We start from the raw sequence: 16,444 nt of genomic DNA, 5'->3' as shown, positions 1-16,444 counted from the left end.
CGCATGGCCGGCGCCAATCGTGGAGTAGACGTTGACGAAGAGAAAGACCCCCGAGGAATTGCGTAGTCATCGCTGGTACGGCGCGAACGATCTGCGTTCGTTCGGACACCGCTCGCGCACCGCGCAGATGGGCTACAACCGCGACGAATACGCGGGCAAGCCGGTCATCGCGATTCTGAACACGTGGAGCGAGATCAATCCGTGCCACACGCATTTCAAGCAGCGCGTCGAGGAAGTGAAACGCGGCATCTGGCAGGCGGGCGGCTTTCCGATCGAACTGCCTGTGCAGACGCTGTCCGAGCCGTTCCAGAAGCCCACCACGATGCTGTACCGCAATTTCCTCGCGATGGAAGCCGAGGAGATGCTGCGCTCGTATCCCGCCGACGGCGTCGTGTTGATGGGCGGCTGCGACAAGACCACGCCCGCTTTGTTGATGGGCGCGATCTCGATGAATCTGCCCGCCATCTTTCTGCCTGCCGGCCCGATGCTGCGGGGCAACTGGAACGGCGTGACGCTCGGCTCGGGCTCCGACTCATGGCGCTACTGGGCCGAACTGCGCGCGGGCACGCTGACGCCGGACGACTGGCAGGGCGTCGAGGGTGGCATCGCGCGTTCGCCCGGTCACTGCATGACGATGGGCACCGCATCGACGATGACGAGCGCGGCCGAAGCGCTGGGCTTCACGCTGCCCGGCTTCGCGTCGATTCCCGCGCCCGATTCGCGGCATGCGCAGATGGCCGCGAAAACCGGCATGCGTATCGTCGAGATGGTGTGGGAGGATCTGAAGCCGTCGGACCTGATCACAGCGGCATCGGTCGATAACGCGGTGACGACTTGTGTCGCGCTGTCCGGGTCGACCAATTCGGTCGTGCATATGATCGCGCTTGCACGGCGCGCGGGCATCGAGTTGACGCTCGACCGCTTCGACGAGATCGCGCGCCGCACGCCCGTGCTCGCGAACATCAGACCGACCGGCGCCTATCTGATGGAGGACTTTTTCTACGCGGGCGGTTTGCGCGGGCTGCTCGCGGAGTTGGGTGAACTGATCGACGGCTCGCAGAAAACCGTGAACGGCCGCACGCTCGGCGAGAACCTTGCCGGCGCGCGCATTTTCAACGACGACGTGATCCGCCGCCGCACGAATCCGCTACTGCGCGACAGCAGCCTCGCGGTGCTGCGCGGCAATCTCGCGCCCGACGGCGCCGTGATCAAGCCCGGCGCGGCCGAGCCGCATCTGCTCGTGCATACGGGCCGTGCGGTCGTGTTCAGCGACTACGACGACATGGCCGCGCGCATCGACGACGACGCACTCGACATCGACGAAAGCTGCGTGCTCGTGCTGCAGCACGCGGGGCCGGTAGGCGCGGGCATGCCCGAATGGGGTCAACTGCCGATTCCGCGCAAGCTGCTGCAAAAAGGCGTGCGCGACATGGTGCGTATCTCTGACGCGCGGATGAGCGGCACGAGCTATGGCGCGTGCGTGCTGCACGTGGCGCCCGAGGCATTCGTCGGTGGGCCGCTGGCGTTGGTGCGAAGCGGCGATCTGATCGAGCTGGACGTGCCGCGCCGCAGGCTGAATCTGCTGGTATCGGACGAAGAACTTGCGCGCCGCAAGGCCGCGTGGGTCAAACCCGCTGCGCGCTTCGAGCGCGGCTATGGCGCCCTGCATCAGGCGCACGTGATGCAGGCGGATCAAGGCTGCGATTTCGACTTCCTGCAGCGCGGCGGCGTGAGTCCCGATAGTTCGGGCGAGCCGGAGATTCACTGAGGTTCAATATCCCACGCGATACACGCGCCCCGTCTGCGCCCCTTCCACACTGCGCAGATAAGCAAGCGCCGCGCGTTGCGCGCTGACGGGCTCGAAGCCGCGAAAGAACGGCGCGTAAGCCTCCATCGACTCGGTCAGCACGGTCGGACTCACCACGTTGATGCGCAGCCCGCGCGGCAGTTCGATCGCGGCGCCGCGCACGAAGCCCTCAAGCGCGAGATTGACGGTCGTCGCGCTCGCTCCCTGCGGGATCGGCTCGTCGCCCAGAATGCCGCTCGTCAGCGTGAACGATCCGCCGTCGTTCACATACGGCAGCGCCGAGAATACGACGTTGATCTGGCCCATCAGCTTGTCGCGCAGCCCGACCCAGAACTGCTCGATGCTCATCTGCTCCAGCGGACCGAAATGCACCTTGCCGGTCGCGGTGACGACGCCGTCGACCTTGCCGATGTCGCGAAACAGCCGCTCGACGCTCGCCGGGTCCGTGCTGTCGACGTGATATTGCCCGCGCGTCGCGCCCACCTCGATCACTTCGTGATGCGCCTGAAGCTCCGCGCGGATGGCCTGGCCCAGCGTGCCCGTGGCACCGATGACGACGATTCTTTTCATCCGCAACTCCGTTAAACGAACCAACGTTAAACCAAGCAAAGCACGCACCAGAATAAAACAGTGCGTGCTGCGTGATTGCCTGATAAATCGGAATAAACGCGGTAATTCAAACGCGCGCGTATAAAGGGATGATACGCGCGCCTATTTCACCCGATGTAATTCGATTACGCGCGCGGGCCGCAAATGATTGAGCGCATAGTGAATGCGGCCACGATCGTGGCGCTGTCCGACCGGACGCGGGTCGTCGTACTGATGGTCGGCCGAGTAGGCGGCGAGCGGCTCGGCCATGCCCTTGTCGATCACCGCGTAGCCCGGCTCGAGCGCGAGCAGCAGATGGTTGCCGCCGACCCGGCTGTCGAAGCCGGCCATGCCATCGAGCGACTCGGGCACGCTGTTGTCGAGCGTCGCATTGCTGGTCGTGACCGCGTCGGGCGAGATCGCGCCGTGGCCTGCCAGACGGGCCGCTTCGCGGTTCTTGCCGTCGGTGTCGACCGTGCTGTCGTGCGTGCGGTCGTTGTGCAGGTCCGTGCTTGGTGGGTCCTTCGGGTCCGGCTTCGTACCGGCGTTTTCGGGTTTGCTGATCGCGCTGTTCATCGTGCATTCTCCTGAAGCGGACATTCGAAGAAAACAGCAAAAGCCGTTCCGACTGACACGGCGCCGCTGTGCGCGGGAGTCGCGATGCGTTGTCCGCCATCCTTCGATGCGAGTGGCGTTACCTCGCGATTAAACGGCGATGACGTCCGCGATTCATTTCGTTTTTTTCAATGGACGCGTATTTTCTACAGAGTATGATCTTACTCCTGCGACCGACGCGCGGATAAATTGGCGGCATGCTCTGGCTATTCCATCATGGTCGGAAAAACTAACAAACAAATGGCCGCGCGACTGAGAAAATGTTACGGGGCTTCAGGGGCGGGTGACTCATGCACTTCGATGCTGCATTCACACATCGCGGCTATCTTTTGAATTGCGAACCGGCGCGCTCGGGCGACGGCTCCTGGCAACCGTATGTGGTGATCTCGCGCTCGAGCGACGGCGAACTGGTCGCTAACCGTTTCTTTCCCACGGAACTGCGCTTCTCCGACGAAGCCGCAGCCATCGCGCACGCGCGCGATTGGGCAGTGCGCTGGATCGACGCGAGCAGTCTGACTATCTGAAGTGAGGAAACGGTGCGTGCGTGCCAGCTCACGTCGACGCAATGAATCCGAGCCGACCGGCGCGCTGCCGGGCGGGCAGCGTTAAAACGCGGTAATCTCTGCTCGATAACCACTTCGAACCGTGCACGCCGCGCGGCGCCGTCGCTTATGCCCAACGAGCCTTCCCATAACTGGGGTCTTGAACAGATCGTCGCCGACCTGCGCGCCTCGCGCGAGCAATTGCATCGCACGCGGCATCCGCTCGGCATTCGCGAATTGCCATCGCGCGAAGCGGTGGTCAATATCGTGGCCGGTCTGCGCGCCGCGATGTTTCCGACGCATTACGGCGCACCCGATCTAACCGACGAGACGGTCGACTACTACGTCGGCCACACGCTCGAAAGCACATTGCGGCTGCTCGCCGAACAGATTCGCCGCGCGCTGCGCTTCCTGCCCGAGTTCGGCGCGACGCCCGACGCCGAGTTGCGGGAGCGCGCGTTCGCGGTGGCGCGCGAGTTCGCGACGCAACTGGCGGGCATACGCGCGCTGCTCGTCAGCGACATCCAGGCTGCGTACACCGGCGACCCCGCCGCGCAGCACATCACCGAAATTCTGCTGTGCTATCCGGGCGTGTGGGCGATGACGCATCATCGGCTCGCGCATGCGCTGCATCGGCTCGGCGTGCCGCTGCTCGCGCGCTTCATCAACGAGATCGCGCACTCGGCGACCGGCATCGACATTCACCCGGGCGCGACGATCGGGCCGAGCTTTTTCATCGATCACGGCACCGGCGTGGTGATCGGCGAGACAGCGATCATCGGCGAGCGCGTGCGCGTGTACCAGGCGGTCACGCTCGGCGCGAAGAGCTTCGCGGCCGATGAGGACGGCACGCTGATCAAGGGCAACGCCCGGCATCCGATCGTCGAGGACGATGTCGTGATCTACGCGGGCGCGACGATTCTCGGACGCGTGACGATAGGGCGCGGGTCGGTGATCGGTGGAAACGTGTGGCTCACGCATAGCGTGCCGCCGGGCAGCAGCGTATCGCAAGGCAAGGTCCGCGAAGGAGAGCGCACCGACAATGGACGGCAATGATGCAAGGCTAGCCGCCGCGCCCGCGCGCCGGGCCGATTGCATCGCTGCGCCTAGCCGATCGGCCAATGGCGCAACCACGGCAACACATGCATGCCATGCAGCCACACATGCTCGCCGATAATCCACGCGGCCGCCCAGGACGCCGCAACGACGATCAGATCGCAGTGCCCGCTATTCCACAGATTCAACGAATGTCGCCCGGCGATCCACGGCACGCCGAGCGGATTCGGCCAGTCGGCGAACAGATGCATCAGGCCGCCGCACGCGAAGCCGAACGCGGGCGCCGCGTAGATCGAATGTCCGAGCGTGTGATACGACACCGCGAGCAGCGCGAGCCAGCCGATGCCCCAATGCGTCAACGTGCGATGCGTGATCCACAGCCGCCGCGCGCGCGACCACCATGCGACTTCGAGCCAGTCCGGCGCGGTGCTGCCGGCCACGCCGGCGATGAAGCTCAGCAGCACGCCAGTATGAAACGGACCGCCGCCGCTGCGCGCGACGATCGCCGCCGCGATGATGCCGGCTGCGAAACCGGTCGCATGATGCGCTTTGCTGGATGCCATCGAAACTCGCGGCACACGTGCCGCGCGAAAACTAAAGGGCGGCTATGTTCGCAGATGGGCGCGCAAAAAAATAGCCGATGAGCGAGATAAAAATTCGCGCATCGGCCTTCCGTGCATGACGCGCACGGCGTTCAAGCGCACCGCGCCGCTCAGGTCGCGCAGCGCGCGATATCGAAGCGCATTTCCTCTTCGGGCGGATCGTCGGGCGCATTGGCCGGATGCATGACCTTGATGACCGTGTTGCCGTTGAGCGGGGTCAGCGTGACGAAATACGAGTTGTGCGAATCGGCACCGACCGCGAGTTCGGTCGCGGCGCCGGCGTGCGAGGTGCGCACTCGCGGCAGACGTTCTTCGAGGCAGGCGGCGATGGACGCAGGCGTGCGTGACGACGACACGTACACGAGCGGCGCGGACGCATCGCGCGCGGGGCCGCCCGACGAACCGCAAGCGGCGAGGGTGGCGGTGAGGACGACAGCTGGGACAAGCAGGAGAAGTCTTTTCATGATCCGATCGTCGGCGTTCCCGGTCATGCATGGGAAGGTGAGGCACGGGCGAAGCGCGATGCGCTGACGCACAGCGCGATGCTTCGCGACGAAGCTGCCGTGCAGGCGGCGCGGTTTCGCGGCGTCGCACGGCGGCCGGGGCAGTATACCGAGCATGCGTCGACGTCGTCACTAGCGCGGCCATGGGTCTATTGGTCTGATGGCAAACCGTAAGGCCCATGAAAATACCCGAACGTGATCGTGTCGCGCGCGGCTTCACCGTGCCGCGCGGGGATGGCCGCGCGGCGCAATGCCTGCATGAAAAGCGTGGTGAGAACCGCCGTCAGAAGCGATGCCGAAGACCGACTGCCGCGGCGACCTGGTTGCCGGTCGACGACGGCGCAAGCGTATTGATCGCCGCGACGTTCGCGCCGAAGTCGCCGAATTCGCCCGATGCATGCTGGTACACGCCTTCGCGGTACACGTCGGTGCGCTTGCTCAGTGAGTTGTTCAACTGCTGATAAGCGGCGGCGAAGCTCAACGGACCGTTGTCGTACGAAGCGCCCGCGCTCCATGCGCGATTGTTCGCGAACTGCCGGCCGCGTTGCTGAAACCGTACAGGCCGGCCAGGTTGTCGTTATCAAACGGGTGGGCTGCGAGTTTGTTGCCGTAGTTCTCGCCCGCTTCCGACAGCGGCGCCAGGTAGTCGCTGACCGAGTCGTACTGACGGCCGAGCGTAAGCGTCGGGACGAATCGGCATTCCAGCGAAAGTTGCTGCGTGCGCCCGTTGACTGTCGATTCGTAGCGAAGCGTAATTGCCGCTATGCGGATATTTAATTACGCGCCTTACAACGGTTTATTTTCGAATCCGGGATTATGTGAATTAATCGCGTAAGCGCAGGTCGGCAAAAGGAAAAATATTTTTAACGATGAATGGCGCGATGCGCTGTCGAACCTGAGGCTGTTGTCGGGTGGTATCGGCACAAGGCCTCGCGGCGAGCAAGGGAGAAAGCGGACGAGGCCGTTCGCGCTGATTCCCACGGTTTTGCGCAATGCAGTCTTTCGAAGAAAGCCTTAAATCGGGTTGGGATGCCACTTATAATTTCGATAGACCCCTTCGACCAAAGGGTGTCTTTTTCATTTTTACACGCGGCTTTCGGGCCGCGTTTTTTTATCTGACGTTTAAAGCGGATTTATACATCGTCGCGTAGGGTAAATAAAACTTTTCGCGCGTTGAGGGGCGGCGCCGTTCCGAACGCGCCTTGTCCGTTCGTCAGAGCGAGCACGGCCAGGCGGGCCGGGCAGGTAGAATCGCGGGTTCGAAATATCTTTGTGCGCCCCGCGAAGTGAGTGAACCTCTGATGACCGACACGCCCTTTCCCTCGACCGACACGAATGCCGAGTTCCTCGGACCAGACGACAGCGTGCATGAAGAGCGTCTGTGGCGCGACAACGGCTGGACCGCGCGCATCATCAAGAACGAAGACGACGAAGGCTGGGCCGTCGAAATGATCAAGGACGGCGAGGCGGAGCCCGCGCTCGTCGGACCGTGGACGATGGGCCGCAACAAGAAGGATCCTAAGCCGCTCGACGTATCGGCGTTCAACACGCTCGTGAAAACCGCGGCGGAAGTGCTGCGTCGTCACGAGCAGCAGCTGCGCGCGCAACTGCACAAGACGGTGCGCGTGCCGAGCGCGGACGGCAACGACGAACTCGACATCACGCTCGACATCGTCCCCGACGAAGACGAGCCGTACGCACTGTTGAGCGCGCTCGATCTTTTCGGCGAGCAGATCGCGCAAGTGCAGGTTGCGCCGACGTTCAAGCTCAGCAAGGCGAGCGCCACGGCGTGGGTGGCAAACGAGTTTCGTCGGCCGAGGTAAGTGGCGGTTGTAGGCGCGGCTGCGTCGTGATCGGATCCGCTGGTCGCTCAAACTGCCGGCGATCATGGCGCAGTTGGCAGAGCGGCGCTCCTATTTCACTGGCCATTCGAACTGGCTCGTGGTCGAAGAGATCGACGATCGTGGCGAAACGGTCGAATACTAGGTGTCGCCAAACCTAGCTGCGCTTGCAGAAAATCGCGGTGATGAGCGGCGCGACGTGATGCACGATCGCCGTGCTGCCAGCGTTTTCAAGCGCGCTTTTAACCTTGTCGTCGCTGCCGAACACGACCGCGCCATACGCGGACTGCGCGACCGGTTCGCCGTCGCCGACCCGGAACATCGGGTCGTCCTTTTCGAAGCCCACCACCGCGAATACGCGGAAACCGAACGCGGTCAGATGCGCATCGGGCATCGGCGAGAACGCGTTGATCGAGTTGCTTTCGACGTGACTTGGCTTCGGGTGGATCAGCTGCTGCTGCATCAGATCGGCAATGAACTGGTGGCCGCTCTCATTGCATGTCAGTGGCGCGTCGAGCTCCACGGCGAACGAGGAAAGGGGCAGTGCGGCGGCGGCGGCAAACAGCAGAGGGACAAGGAGACGGTTCATGAGCGTAGGCGGGCGGACAGTCGATGTCGTGGATTAGCAACCACTGCGCCATCCCCCGGAGGGCACGAGCGGTGCTGCACATCGAACAGATTCCGCGTGACTGGCACAACTGGATCCGCACTTTACAGCGATTCGGTGAGTTCCGCTTTTGACGGACACACGAACGGCATCTGCAAATTGCAGAGAAACGTACGGCATAACAGCAAGCTTTCAGAATCCCGTATATATTTCCGCCTTATGACTTCGCAACCCCGACCTCCAATAGACGTTCCGCCGGCACGTACGTGGGACGCCCGACTCGCCCGCCGGCTCGTGACACCGCTAGTCGACACCTGGGTCACCCCGAACCATTTGACCACGCTGCGCCTGCTGATCGGCGTCGCAGGCGCGCTGTGCCTTGCGCACGGGGGATTCGCTTGGGCCAATGCGGGCGCACTGCTGATCGTCCTGTCGAATTTCGTCGATCACACGGACGGCGAACTCGCGCGAGTGGGCGGCAAGTCGAGCCGCATCGGTCATTTTTACGACCTCGCCTGTGATGCGCTCGTGACCGTGATGCTGTTCGTCGGCATGGGTATCGGTGTCGGCGGCGCGCAGATCGACGCTTTGAAGCTCGCGCCCGGCGTGCTCGGCGCGGTGGCTGGTGTCGCGGTCGCCCTGATCTTCTTTTTGCGCATGCGGATCGAGGAAATGGTCGGCAAGGCCGGCACGAAGCAGGCGTCGATGGGGGGCTTCGAAACCGAGGACGTGCTGTACCTGCTGCCCATCGTCACGCTGACGAATGTCATCGCGCCGTTCGTGGTGGTCGCGTCGATCGGCGCGCCGCTGTTCGCCGTATGGGTGGTGATCGACTACTGGCGCGTCGCGCGCCGTAGCGCTGGTCCGACGGCCAAGGCCGCCAGCGCTTCTGAATCGCGTCAACAGTGGGCCGGCAAATGAATCTGCACGCCGAAGACGACGTCATCGCGCCCGTATCGTCAGGCACGCCTGTGGCGGCGCTCACGCCCGCGCCCGATGCCGACCGCGCGGTCGCGAGCCGTACCCGCACGTTCGACAACGCGCGTCTGCGTAAAGACTTCGCCGCGCAGGACGCGTTTCTGTATCTGGACGATTTCCTCGCGCCGGAAGTGACCGCGCAACTGGTACACAGCGCGCGCTCGCTGCTCGACGAAGTGAACCGCAACTATCTGCCGGGTCACAAGCAGGGCGGCAGTGTCAGCCGCCATACGATCGACCGTCTGGCGCCGTTCATCGCCGAGCTGTATCGCTCGAAGGAGTTGATCGGCTGGCTCGAGCAGCTGAGCGGCGACCAGTTGCAGGTGTCGCCCGCCGACGATCCGCACGCATACGCGCTCTACTACTACACGCGCCCCGGCGACCATATCGGCTGGCACTACGATACTTCGTATTACGACGGACGCCGCTACACGCTGCTGCTCGGCGTGATCGACGAATCGTCGTGCCGGCTCGACTACGAGCTGCATACGCGCAATCCGGAGGTGCCGGACCAGCCAGGCTCGGTGCAGATTCCGCCGGGCGGCCTCGTGTTTTTCGATGGTGACAAGCTGCGCCATCGCATCACGCCGGCCGGCCCGAACGAGATGCGTGTGTCGCTGACGTTCGAATACGTCACCGATCCCAACATGCGGCCGTGGCGCCGCTTCGTTTCCAACATGAAGGACGCGATCGCATACTTCGGTTTCCGCCAGGTGTTCCGTCAGATGGCCTCGCGCGGCAAGGATGCCGCATGAGTCGCGCGGCCCTGCTTCTGCTGTCGATCGGCTCGGCGCTGTTCGTCGGCCTGCTCGCCTGGCAGGGCTTCGGCTCGGTGGTTTCGACCTTGCTCGCAGCCGGCTGGGGGCTCGCGGTCGTCGCCGCGTTCCACGTGGTGCCGCTCGTGCTCGATGCGGGTGCGATCGCCGTGCTGTTCAAGCGCGACCACCCCTCGCGTGACGGTGCGCATGAAGGTCCGGCAAGCGGTGCAACCAGCGGCGCGACGGGCGCTGCGCGAGCCGAACCCTCGTTGCGCGATGCGTTGTCCGCACGCTGGATCGGCGAGTCGGTGAATAGCCTGCTGCCCGCTGGGCAGATCGGCGGCCCGGTGGTAATGGTGCGTCAACTGTCGCAGCGCGGCATGCTGCTGCGCGACGCGGCCGCCGCGATCACCGTTAGCACGACATGGCAGGCGCTCGCGCAAATCGTGTTCGCGCTCGCTGGCCTCGCGATGTTCGGCGCGTACGCCGCGCACGGCACGCTGCACGACCTGCGCACCGCAACGCTGATTGCGACCGGCGTGCTCGGCGCGCTGATCGCCGCGTTCTACTGCGCACAGCGGAGCGGTCTGTTCGGCCGGCTGCTGGGCGTGGTGTCGAAGGTGTTCGGCAAGCGCGACTGGTCGTCGCTGATGACGCGCGCGGAAGCCGTCGATGCCGCCGTGCAGTCGCTGTACCGCGAGCGCGGCCGTGTGGCGGCGAGCTTTGCGCTGAGCCTCGTGGGGTGGGTCGTCGGCACGGCCGAAGTATGGCTCGCGCTGCGTTTTCTCGGTCATCCGGTCGGCTGGATCGACGCGCTGCTGCTGGAAAGCGTCGGCCAGGCGATTCGCGGCGCGGCCTTCATGATTCCGGGCTCGCTCGGCGTGCAGGAGGGCGGCTATCTGCTGCTCGCGCCGCTGGCGGGTTTGCCGCCCGACGCGGCGCTGGCGTTGTCGCTCGCCAAGCGTGCGCGTGAAATCCTGCTGGGCCTGCCGGGCCTGCTGGTATTGCACTTCAGCGAACGAAGCTGGCAACGGCGGCGCGCTCCACGGCGTGTGCCGGTTGCCGATTGACCTCCGTACTTTTTTCAAAGGACCGCGCATGCGCGCAATCATTCTCGCAGCGGGCCTCGGCCTGCGTCTCCAGCAGCCGCCGCAAGCCCAGTTTCCGAAATGCCTGTTGCAGTTCGACGGCATGAGCCTGCTCGAACGGCATCTGCAGATGCTCGAAACCGCCGGCGTGACCGACGTCGTGCTGGCGCTCGGGTTCCAGCCGGAATCCGTGCAGGCGGAACTCACGCGCATCGACTGGCCGCACAAGGTCGAAACCGTGCTCAATCCGCGCTTCGATCTGGGCAGCGTGCTGACCGTGCATACCGTCGCCGATGCTTTGACGCGCGGCGGCGACGTGCTGCTGATGGACGCCGACGTGCTGTACGACGAGCGCATCCTGAGCGCGCTGGTGGCGGGCGAGTCGGTGAACCGTCTGCTGATCGATCGCGATTTCGAAGCGGGCGACGAGCCCGTCAAGCTGTGCCTGAAGGACGGCGTGCCGGTCGAGTTGCGCAAGCAGCTCGCGGTCAATCTGGAGTACGACATGATCGGCGAGTCGGTCGGCTTCTTCCGCTTCCGCGAGGAAACCGCGCGACGCTTCACGCAGATCGTCGCGGGCTATGTCGACAGCGGCCGCGCGAACATGCCGCACGAAGAGGCGGTGCGCGACCTGCTGCTCGAGCGCAGCCAGGTGTTCGACACGGCCGACGTGACCGGCGCGCCGTGGATCGAGATCGACTTTCCGAACGACGTCGCGCGCGCCGCCAACGAGATCCTGCCGCAGTTGCAGCCGCTCGTCAGCGCATCGCGCTAAGGCGTCCGTGCCGCGCGCGAAAATGCACGGCAGCGCGCGATGCCACACGGCAAAATCCCCTCGCGCGACAACATTTGTTGTCGCCGCGATGCCATAATCGACGCTTTCCATTGATGGCTGGCCACCGTCGCCATGACAATGCTGCTCGCTTTAGGCGCTTTCGTCGTTCCGCTGATCGTCGCGTGCGCGATGTTCATGGAAAACGTGGACGGCACGGTCATCGTGACGTCGCTGCCGGTTCTGGCACGCGACCTCGGTCATGATCCGATCACGCTGAAGCTTGCGGTCACCGCGTATGTGATCGGCCTTGGCGTCTTTATCCCGATCTGCGGCTGGGTCGCCGACCGCTTCGGTTCGCGCACCGTGTTCCGCACCGCGATCGGCATTTTCATGGCGGGCTCGCTGCTGTGCGCGGCCTCGACTTCGCTCGATACCTTCGTGCTCGCGCGCTTCGTGCAGGGCATCGGCGGCGCGCTGATGGTGCCGGTGGGCCGCATCATCATCTTCCGGTCGCTGCCGAAGTCGGAGTTCATTCGCGCGATGAACTATCTGACGGTGCCGGCGTTGCTCGGTCCGGTGGTCGGGCCGCCGCTCGGCGGCTTTATCACGACCTATCTGCACTGGCGTCTGATCTTCGTGATCAACGTGCCGATCGGCCTGCTCGGCATCTGGCTCACCAACAAGTACATCGCCAATACGCGCGAGCCGCATCCGGGCCGGCTCGACTGGCTCGGCTTCGTGCTGTCGGCTAGCGGGGCTTCGCTGTTCATGCTCGGGCTCTCGCTGGTCGGCGGCGAACTCGTGTCGACGAGACAATCGGTCGGCATGTGCGTGACAGGCATTGTGTTGCTGCTGCTTTATGTGCTGTACGCGAGCCGCGTCGCGCTGCCGGTGCTCGACCTGCGTCTGCTCCGTATCCCGAGTTTTCATGCGAGCGTGATCGGCGGTTCGCTGTTTCGTATCGGTCTAGGCGCCGTGCCGTTCCTGTTGCCGCTGGCGTTGCAGGAAGGGCTCGGCATGACCGCGTTCAGAGCCGGCGCGATCACGTGCGCATCCGCGTTCGGTTCGATCTTCATGAAGACGGTGGCGTCGCGTATTCTCGAACGCTTCGGCTTTCGTACCGTGCTGATGGTCAACGCCGCGTGCGCGGGTCTCGCGATCGCCGTGTACGGGTTGTTCTTTCCCGGCACGCCGCATTGGGTGATCTGGTGCATCGTGCTGGTGGGCGGCTTCTTTCCTTCTCTGCAATTCACGTCGCTCAATACGCTGGCCTATGCGGATATTCCGGGCAGCGACGTCGGCCGCGCGACGAGTGTCGCGAGTGTCATCCAGCAGATGTCGCTCGGCCTCGGCGTGACGATCTCGGGCATCGTGCTACAGATTTCGCATCGTGTGCAAGGGCATCCGAACATCGTGTTCTCCGATTTCTGGCCGGCGTTTCTCGTCGTCGGTCTGTTCTCGTGCCTGTCGATTCCGATTACGCGGCGGCTGCCGCGAGACGCGGGCGATGAGATCTCGCGCGGCAGTCGCGGGCGCGCGTAAGCCATCATACGGATGCCGTCGTCGATGAGGAGGTCATGAAGTTGTTTCGCAACGTCAAAGCTTCAACCAGTGCTTCGATCAGCGGTCTTGCCCTGATCGCAATCCTCTGCGTTTCAACCGGGTTTCTCGAGGCGGCGCCTGCTGTAGCGAAAGCGCCCGCGAAGACGCAACCGGTCGTGCTTGCCGGTTCGGCGATTGCGGTGCCCGACTCATACAGCGCCGATGCCGCCGAGCAGCTCTTCAACGAAGGCGGCAATGCGATCGATGCGGCCGCCGCGATCGCCTTCACCCTTGCGGTCACGTTCCCGGGTTCATGACGCTGTACGTCGACAACAAGCCGTATTTCCTCGACTATCGCGAGCGCGCGCCGCTCGCCGCGACGAAGAACATTTATCTCGACGACAAGGGCGAGATCATCGAGGACATGAGCCTCGTCGGCTATGGCGCGGTGGGCGCGCCGGGCACCGTCGACGGCATGTGGCAAGCGCAGCGCCGTTTCGGCAAGCTGAAATGGCAGCAGGTGCTCGCGCCGGCTATTCACTATGCGCGCGACGGCTTCGTGGTCGCCCCGCAACTGCAGAAGCTGCGCGACGATGCGGCGAAGAACTTCGCGGGCAAGACCAATTTCGACACCTACTTCGGCAATCTGAAGCAGGGCGTCATCTTCAGGCAGCCTGACCTTGCCGCGGTATTGCAGCGTATCTCCGATCAGGGCCCGAAAGATTTCTACAGGGGCAAGACTGCCGATCTGATCGCCGCTTCGATGCGCGGCCACGGCCTGATTACGAAGGCCGATCTCGCGTAGTACAAGGCGGTCTGGCGCGAGCCGATTCAGGCGAACTGGAACGGCTATCGCGTAATCACCGCGCCGCCGCCGAGTTCGGGCGGCGTCGGGCTCGTGCAACTGCTGAAGATGAAGGCCGATATCGCGGCCGAGTTCAAGAACGTGCCGCTCAATTCCGTGCAATACGTGCATCTGATCGCGGAGCTCGAGAAGCGCGTGTTCGCGGACCGCGCGCAGTATCTCGGCGACCCGGATTTCTACAAGATGCCGGTCGCGCAACTGATCGACGACCCGTATCTGGCCAAGCGCGCGGCCGAGGTCGATCCGAATGTGCCGTCGGACACAAAGAGCATTCAGCGGGGGCTCGGTACCTCGATGCCGGAGAAGGCGGAGACCACGCATTTTTCGATGGTTGACAAATGGGGCAACGCGGTGTCGAACACATACACGCTGAACGGCGCGTTCGGCTCGGGCGTCGTGGTGGATCGGGCAGGCATCGTGCTGAACGACGAGATGGACGACTTCTCCGCGAAGCCGGGCGCCGCCAACATGTTCGATGGGGTCGGCAGCGATGCGAATGCGATCGAGCCGAAGAAGCGCCCGTTGTCGTCGATGGCGCCGACGATTTTGACGAAGGACGGCAAGGTCGCGCTCGTGATCGGCACGCCGGGCGGATCGCGGATCTTCACGACGATCTTCCAGGTGATCAACGACATCTACGACTTCGACATGCCGTTGCCGGATGCGCTCGCCGCGATGCGTTTCCATCACCAGCTATTGCCGCCGAATACGATCTATTCGGAGCCGTACAAGCCGATCGAGGGCGAACTCGCACAGCAGCTCGAGGCGAAGGGCTACAAGCTGGAAGGGCAGCAATTCACCGGCGATGTTCAGGTGATCAGGATCGATGGGGACGAGCCGGATGCGGCGGCCGATCCGCGTGGACGAGGGGTGACGCGGGTGGTTCGGTAGGGAGGAGAGCCGGTTGCAGCCATTCTCTTCGACGATCAGCCTAGTCCTGATCGACTTCGGGCCATAGTCTCGGGAATAGGAATCGAAGACTTTTCAATGGGAGTCCGAACGAGAGATTGCCGCGATGGGAAGGCGAGTCGAGCAGTCCAATATCAAGTAGAGAGCGCGTAATCCGGCGAGCCAGAACATCAGTAACGCCAAGTATCTGATTGAATTCGGCGCGGCTGACTGCACGCCGCGTCGCCACAAACTCCATCGCCAGTGCCGAGGCCTCCGGTTTGATCACCGATTTTTCGGAGCCGATCATCCACGGATTTGAATCGAGGTAACGCAATAGATCGAGCAGGCGATCTGCAATGCCATCGAACTCGGTCATGCGAACCATAAAGCTTACCTGGTCCAGGCAGCAATCGAGAAAGAACCGCGCGAAACGCACCAGGCCTTCCTGGGATAGATTGCCTCGGCCATCGAGGTCATTGCGGCGCGTCTGGTCGGCTTCGCTCAATCTTGCGTAGTACAGCTCATGTTCGCGTGCGAGACCGCGAAGCGGAGACCATAGGCCATGCGTCAAGTCGGCCGATCGTAAAGCGAGATGTGAATGCAGACGTGCCACCCGGCCATTGCCGTCTGCGAACGGGTGAGTCCATGCCAACCGATGATGCGAGCAGGCGATGCCGATCAACTGATGGTCCTTGATCCGTAGGCGCGCATATCGCTTGGCCCATGCATCGAGCAATGGCGCGATCATTTCAGGTTCTGGCGCGAGATGCCGGCCCACGGTGACGTCCGATTTGCGAAGTTCGCCCGGCACGATTGGTTCGCCCTCGCTGGTAAATCTCTCAGCTACCGGCAAATAGGAAAAAAATCGCTCATGAATGGTCGTAAGTCGTGCGGGCTCGAACAGGGCGGGCGTCGCAAGCAAATCCCACTCTTCTTCGAGCGAGGATTCCGTTGCAATATGCGCCATCGCAAGGCGCTGCTTTTTGCGCTCGGCGACGTCAGCTGAATAGTCGCGCTTGAGAGCGGCCTCGATCCTGGCGGGTGTGGTGTGCTGGCCTTCGATCTTATTTGTGTAGTACGAATTCATCGCACGCAATTGCGGGACGAGCGCCGCGGCAAATGGCGTCCCGCTTACGGCAAGGAGCTTTTGCGATGAGTCGACGAGTTCGGTCGTGCGCTCGATCAGCGGATCCAATACACGGTCCTCAGGAAACAAGGGTTCGAACGAAACGACGGTCGTCATGGCGGACTGTAGGGTTTTATGTAGAGTTAGATGTTGTTGATTATATCGTTCAATAAATTGATTTATAAGGATTTTAATTATTTCTTGTAGAGTCTAATGTAGGGTTTGCGGTAGGGTGGCGCCTGACTGTCCACCCCGCAGTC

The 16,444-nt window shown here is 63.2% G+C and carries 16 protein-coding genes and 2 pseudogenes; 11 read left to right on the top strand and 7 right to left on the bottom strand.

Features of this window, described 5'->3' with window-relative positions; genetic code table 11:
- The first annotated feature begins 31 nt into the window (after positions 1–31).
- Positions 32–1,768: an L-arabinonate dehydratase gene (araD, locus tag OKW45_RS11070; protein ID WP_026226374.1), complete on the top strand. Its 1,737-nt coding sequence runs from the start codon at positions 32–34 to the stop codon at positions 1,766–1,768.
- A 3-nt stretch (positions 1,769–1,771) separates the two neighbouring features.
- Here the strand turns inward: araD and OKW45_RS11065 are convergent, their stop codons facing one another.
- Both OKW45_RS11065 and OKW45_RS11060 read right to left on the bottom strand, forming a co-directional pair.
- A complete protein-coding gene (locus OKW45_RS11065; protein WP_018423599.1) occupies positions 1,772–2,377 on the bottom strand; it encodes a short chain dehydrogenase in 606 nt (201 codons plus the stop codon).
- Positions 2,378–2,518: 141 nt separating this feature from the next.
- On the bottom strand, positions 2,519–2,971 hold the full coding sequence (locus tag OKW45_RS11060) for a DUF3005 domain-containing protein (RefSeq protein ID WP_429468006.1): 453 nt from the start codon (positions 2,969–2,971) through the stop codon (positions 2,519–2,521).
- A gap of 329 nt (positions 2,972–3,300) precedes the next feature.
- On the opposite strand from OKW45_RS11060, the gene OKW45_RS11055 reads away from it, so the two are divergent.
- Both OKW45_RS11055 and epsC read left to right on the top strand, forming a co-directional pair.
- Positions 3,301–3,534, top strand: coding sequence for a hypothetical protein (locus OKW45_RS11055; protein ID WP_013092363.1), 234 nt, complete (start codon positions 3,301–3,303; stop codon positions 3,532–3,534).
- A gap of 147 nt (positions 3,535–3,681) precedes the next feature.
- Entirely contained in the window at positions 3,682–4,608 is a 927-nt protein-coding gene (gene epsC / locus OKW45_RS11050) for a serine O-acetyltransferase EpsC (protein WP_018423597.1), read from the top strand.
- Positions 4,609–4,658: 50 nt separating this feature from the next.
- Here the strand turns inward: epsC and OKW45_RS11045 are convergent, their stop codons facing one another.
- The 3 genes and pseudogenes from OKW45_RS11045 to OKW45_RS11035 all read right to left on the bottom strand — a co-directional run.
- A complete protein-coding gene (locus OKW45_RS11045) occupies positions 4,659–5,171 on the bottom strand; it encodes a metal-dependent hydrolase (protein WP_018423596.1) in 513 nt (170 codons plus the stop codon).
- Positions 5,172–5,320: 149 nt separating this feature from the next.
- The gene (locus OKW45_RS11040) at positions 5,321–5,830 is read right to left on the bottom strand and encodes a hypothetical protein (RefSeq protein ID WP_429468004.1); all 510 of its coding nucleotides are present in this window, start codon (positions 5,828–5,830) and stop codon (positions 5,321–5,323) included.
- A 166-nt stretch (positions 5,831–5,996) separates the two neighbouring features.
- Positions 5,997–6,397: pseudogene (locus OKW45_RS11035) on the bottom strand (porin family protein); the annotation flags it as partial.
- A 617-nt stretch (positions 6,398–7,014) separates the two neighbouring features.
- Between OKW45_RS11035 and OKW45_RS11030 the strand changes: the two are divergent.
- Positions 7,015–7,536 carry a hypothetical protein gene (locus OKW45_RS11030; RefSeq protein WP_429468002.1) on the top strand — a complete coding sequence of 174 codons (522 nt, stop codon included), beginning with the start codon at positions 7,015–7,017 and terminating at the stop codon, positions 7,534–7,536.
- Between the two features lie 19 nt (positions 7,537–7,555).
- Positions 7,556–7,699 carry a YjaZ family protein gene (locus OKW45_RS39635; RefSeq protein WP_503129155.1) on the top strand — a complete coding sequence of 48 codons (144 nt, stop codon included), beginning with the start codon at positions 7,556–7,558 and terminating at the stop codon, positions 7,697–7,699.
- A 12-nt stretch (positions 7,700–7,711) separates the two neighbouring features.
- Here OKW45_RS39635 and OKW45_RS11025 read toward each other — a convergent pair whose 3' ends face one another.
- Positions 7,712–8,143, bottom strand: a complete 432-nt coding sequence (locus tag OKW45_RS11025) for a hypothetical protein (protein ID WP_018423590.1) — start codon at positions 8,141–8,143, stop codon at positions 7,712–7,714.
- Positions 8,144–8,380: 237 nt separating this feature from the next.
- Between OKW45_RS11025 and OKW45_RS11020 the strand changes: the two genes are divergently transcribed.
- From OKW45_RS11020 to ggt, 6 genes and pseudogenes are all read left to right on the top strand, one after another.
- Positions 8,381–9,082 (top strand): CDP-alcohol phosphatidyltransferase family protein, encoded by a 702-nt coding sequence (locus tag OKW45_RS11020; protein ID WP_429467999.1) that lies wholly within the window; start codon positions 8,381–8,383, stop codon positions 9,080–9,082.
- The gene (locus OKW45_RS11015; protein WP_429467996.1) at positions 9,079–9,894 is read left to right on the top strand and encodes a HalD/BesD family halogenase; all 816 of its coding nucleotides are present in this window, start codon (positions 9,079–9,081) and stop codon (positions 9,892–9,894) included. The genes OKW45_RS11020 and OKW45_RS11015 overlap by 4 nt, the downstream gene beginning before the upstream one ends.
- A complete protein-coding gene (locus tag OKW45_RS11010) occupies positions 9,891–10,967 on the top strand; it encodes a lysylphosphatidylglycerol synthase domain-containing protein (protein WP_018423587.1) in 1,077 nt (358 codons plus the stop codon). The genes OKW45_RS11015 and OKW45_RS11010 overlap by 4 nt, the downstream gene beginning before the upstream one ends.
- Before the next feature lie 28 nt (positions 10,968–10,995).
- Positions 10,996–11,760, top strand: coding sequence for a phosphocholine cytidylyltransferase family protein (locus tag OKW45_RS11005; protein ID WP_429467994.1), 765 nt, complete (start codon positions 10,996–10,998; stop codon positions 11,758–11,760).
- A 138-nt stretch (positions 11,761–11,898) separates the two neighbouring features.
- Positions 11,899–13,302: an MFS transporter gene (locus OKW45_RS11000; RefSeq protein WP_429469342.1), complete on the top strand. Its 1,404-nt coding sequence runs from the start codon at positions 11,899–11,901 to the stop codon at positions 13,300–13,302.
- Positions 13,303–13,337: 35 nt separating this feature from the next.
- Positions 13,338–15,058, top strand: a pseudogene (ggt, locus tag OKW45_RS10995) (gamma-glutamyltransferase).
- 40 nt (positions 15,059–15,098) lie between these two features.
- Here the strand turns inward: ggt and OKW45_RS10990 are convergent.
- The gene (locus OKW45_RS10990; RefSeq protein WP_429467991.1) at positions 15,099–16,301 is read right to left on the bottom strand and encodes a Fic family protein; all 1,203 of its coding nucleotides are present in this window, start codon (positions 16,299–16,301) and stop codon (positions 15,099–15,101) included.
- Between the last annotated feature and the right edge of the window lie 143 nt (positions 16,302–16,444).

The organism is Paraburkholderia lebeckiae, assembly GCF_050436225.1.
In the GTDB taxonomy this organism is placed as follows: Bacteria; Pseudomonadota; Gammaproteobacteria; order Burkholderiales; family Burkholderiaceae; genus Paraburkholderia; species Paraburkholderia tuberum.
The sequence above is the reverse complement of the archived record's forward strand: the minus strand, read 5'-3'. Positions and strand labels throughout refer to the sequence as shown.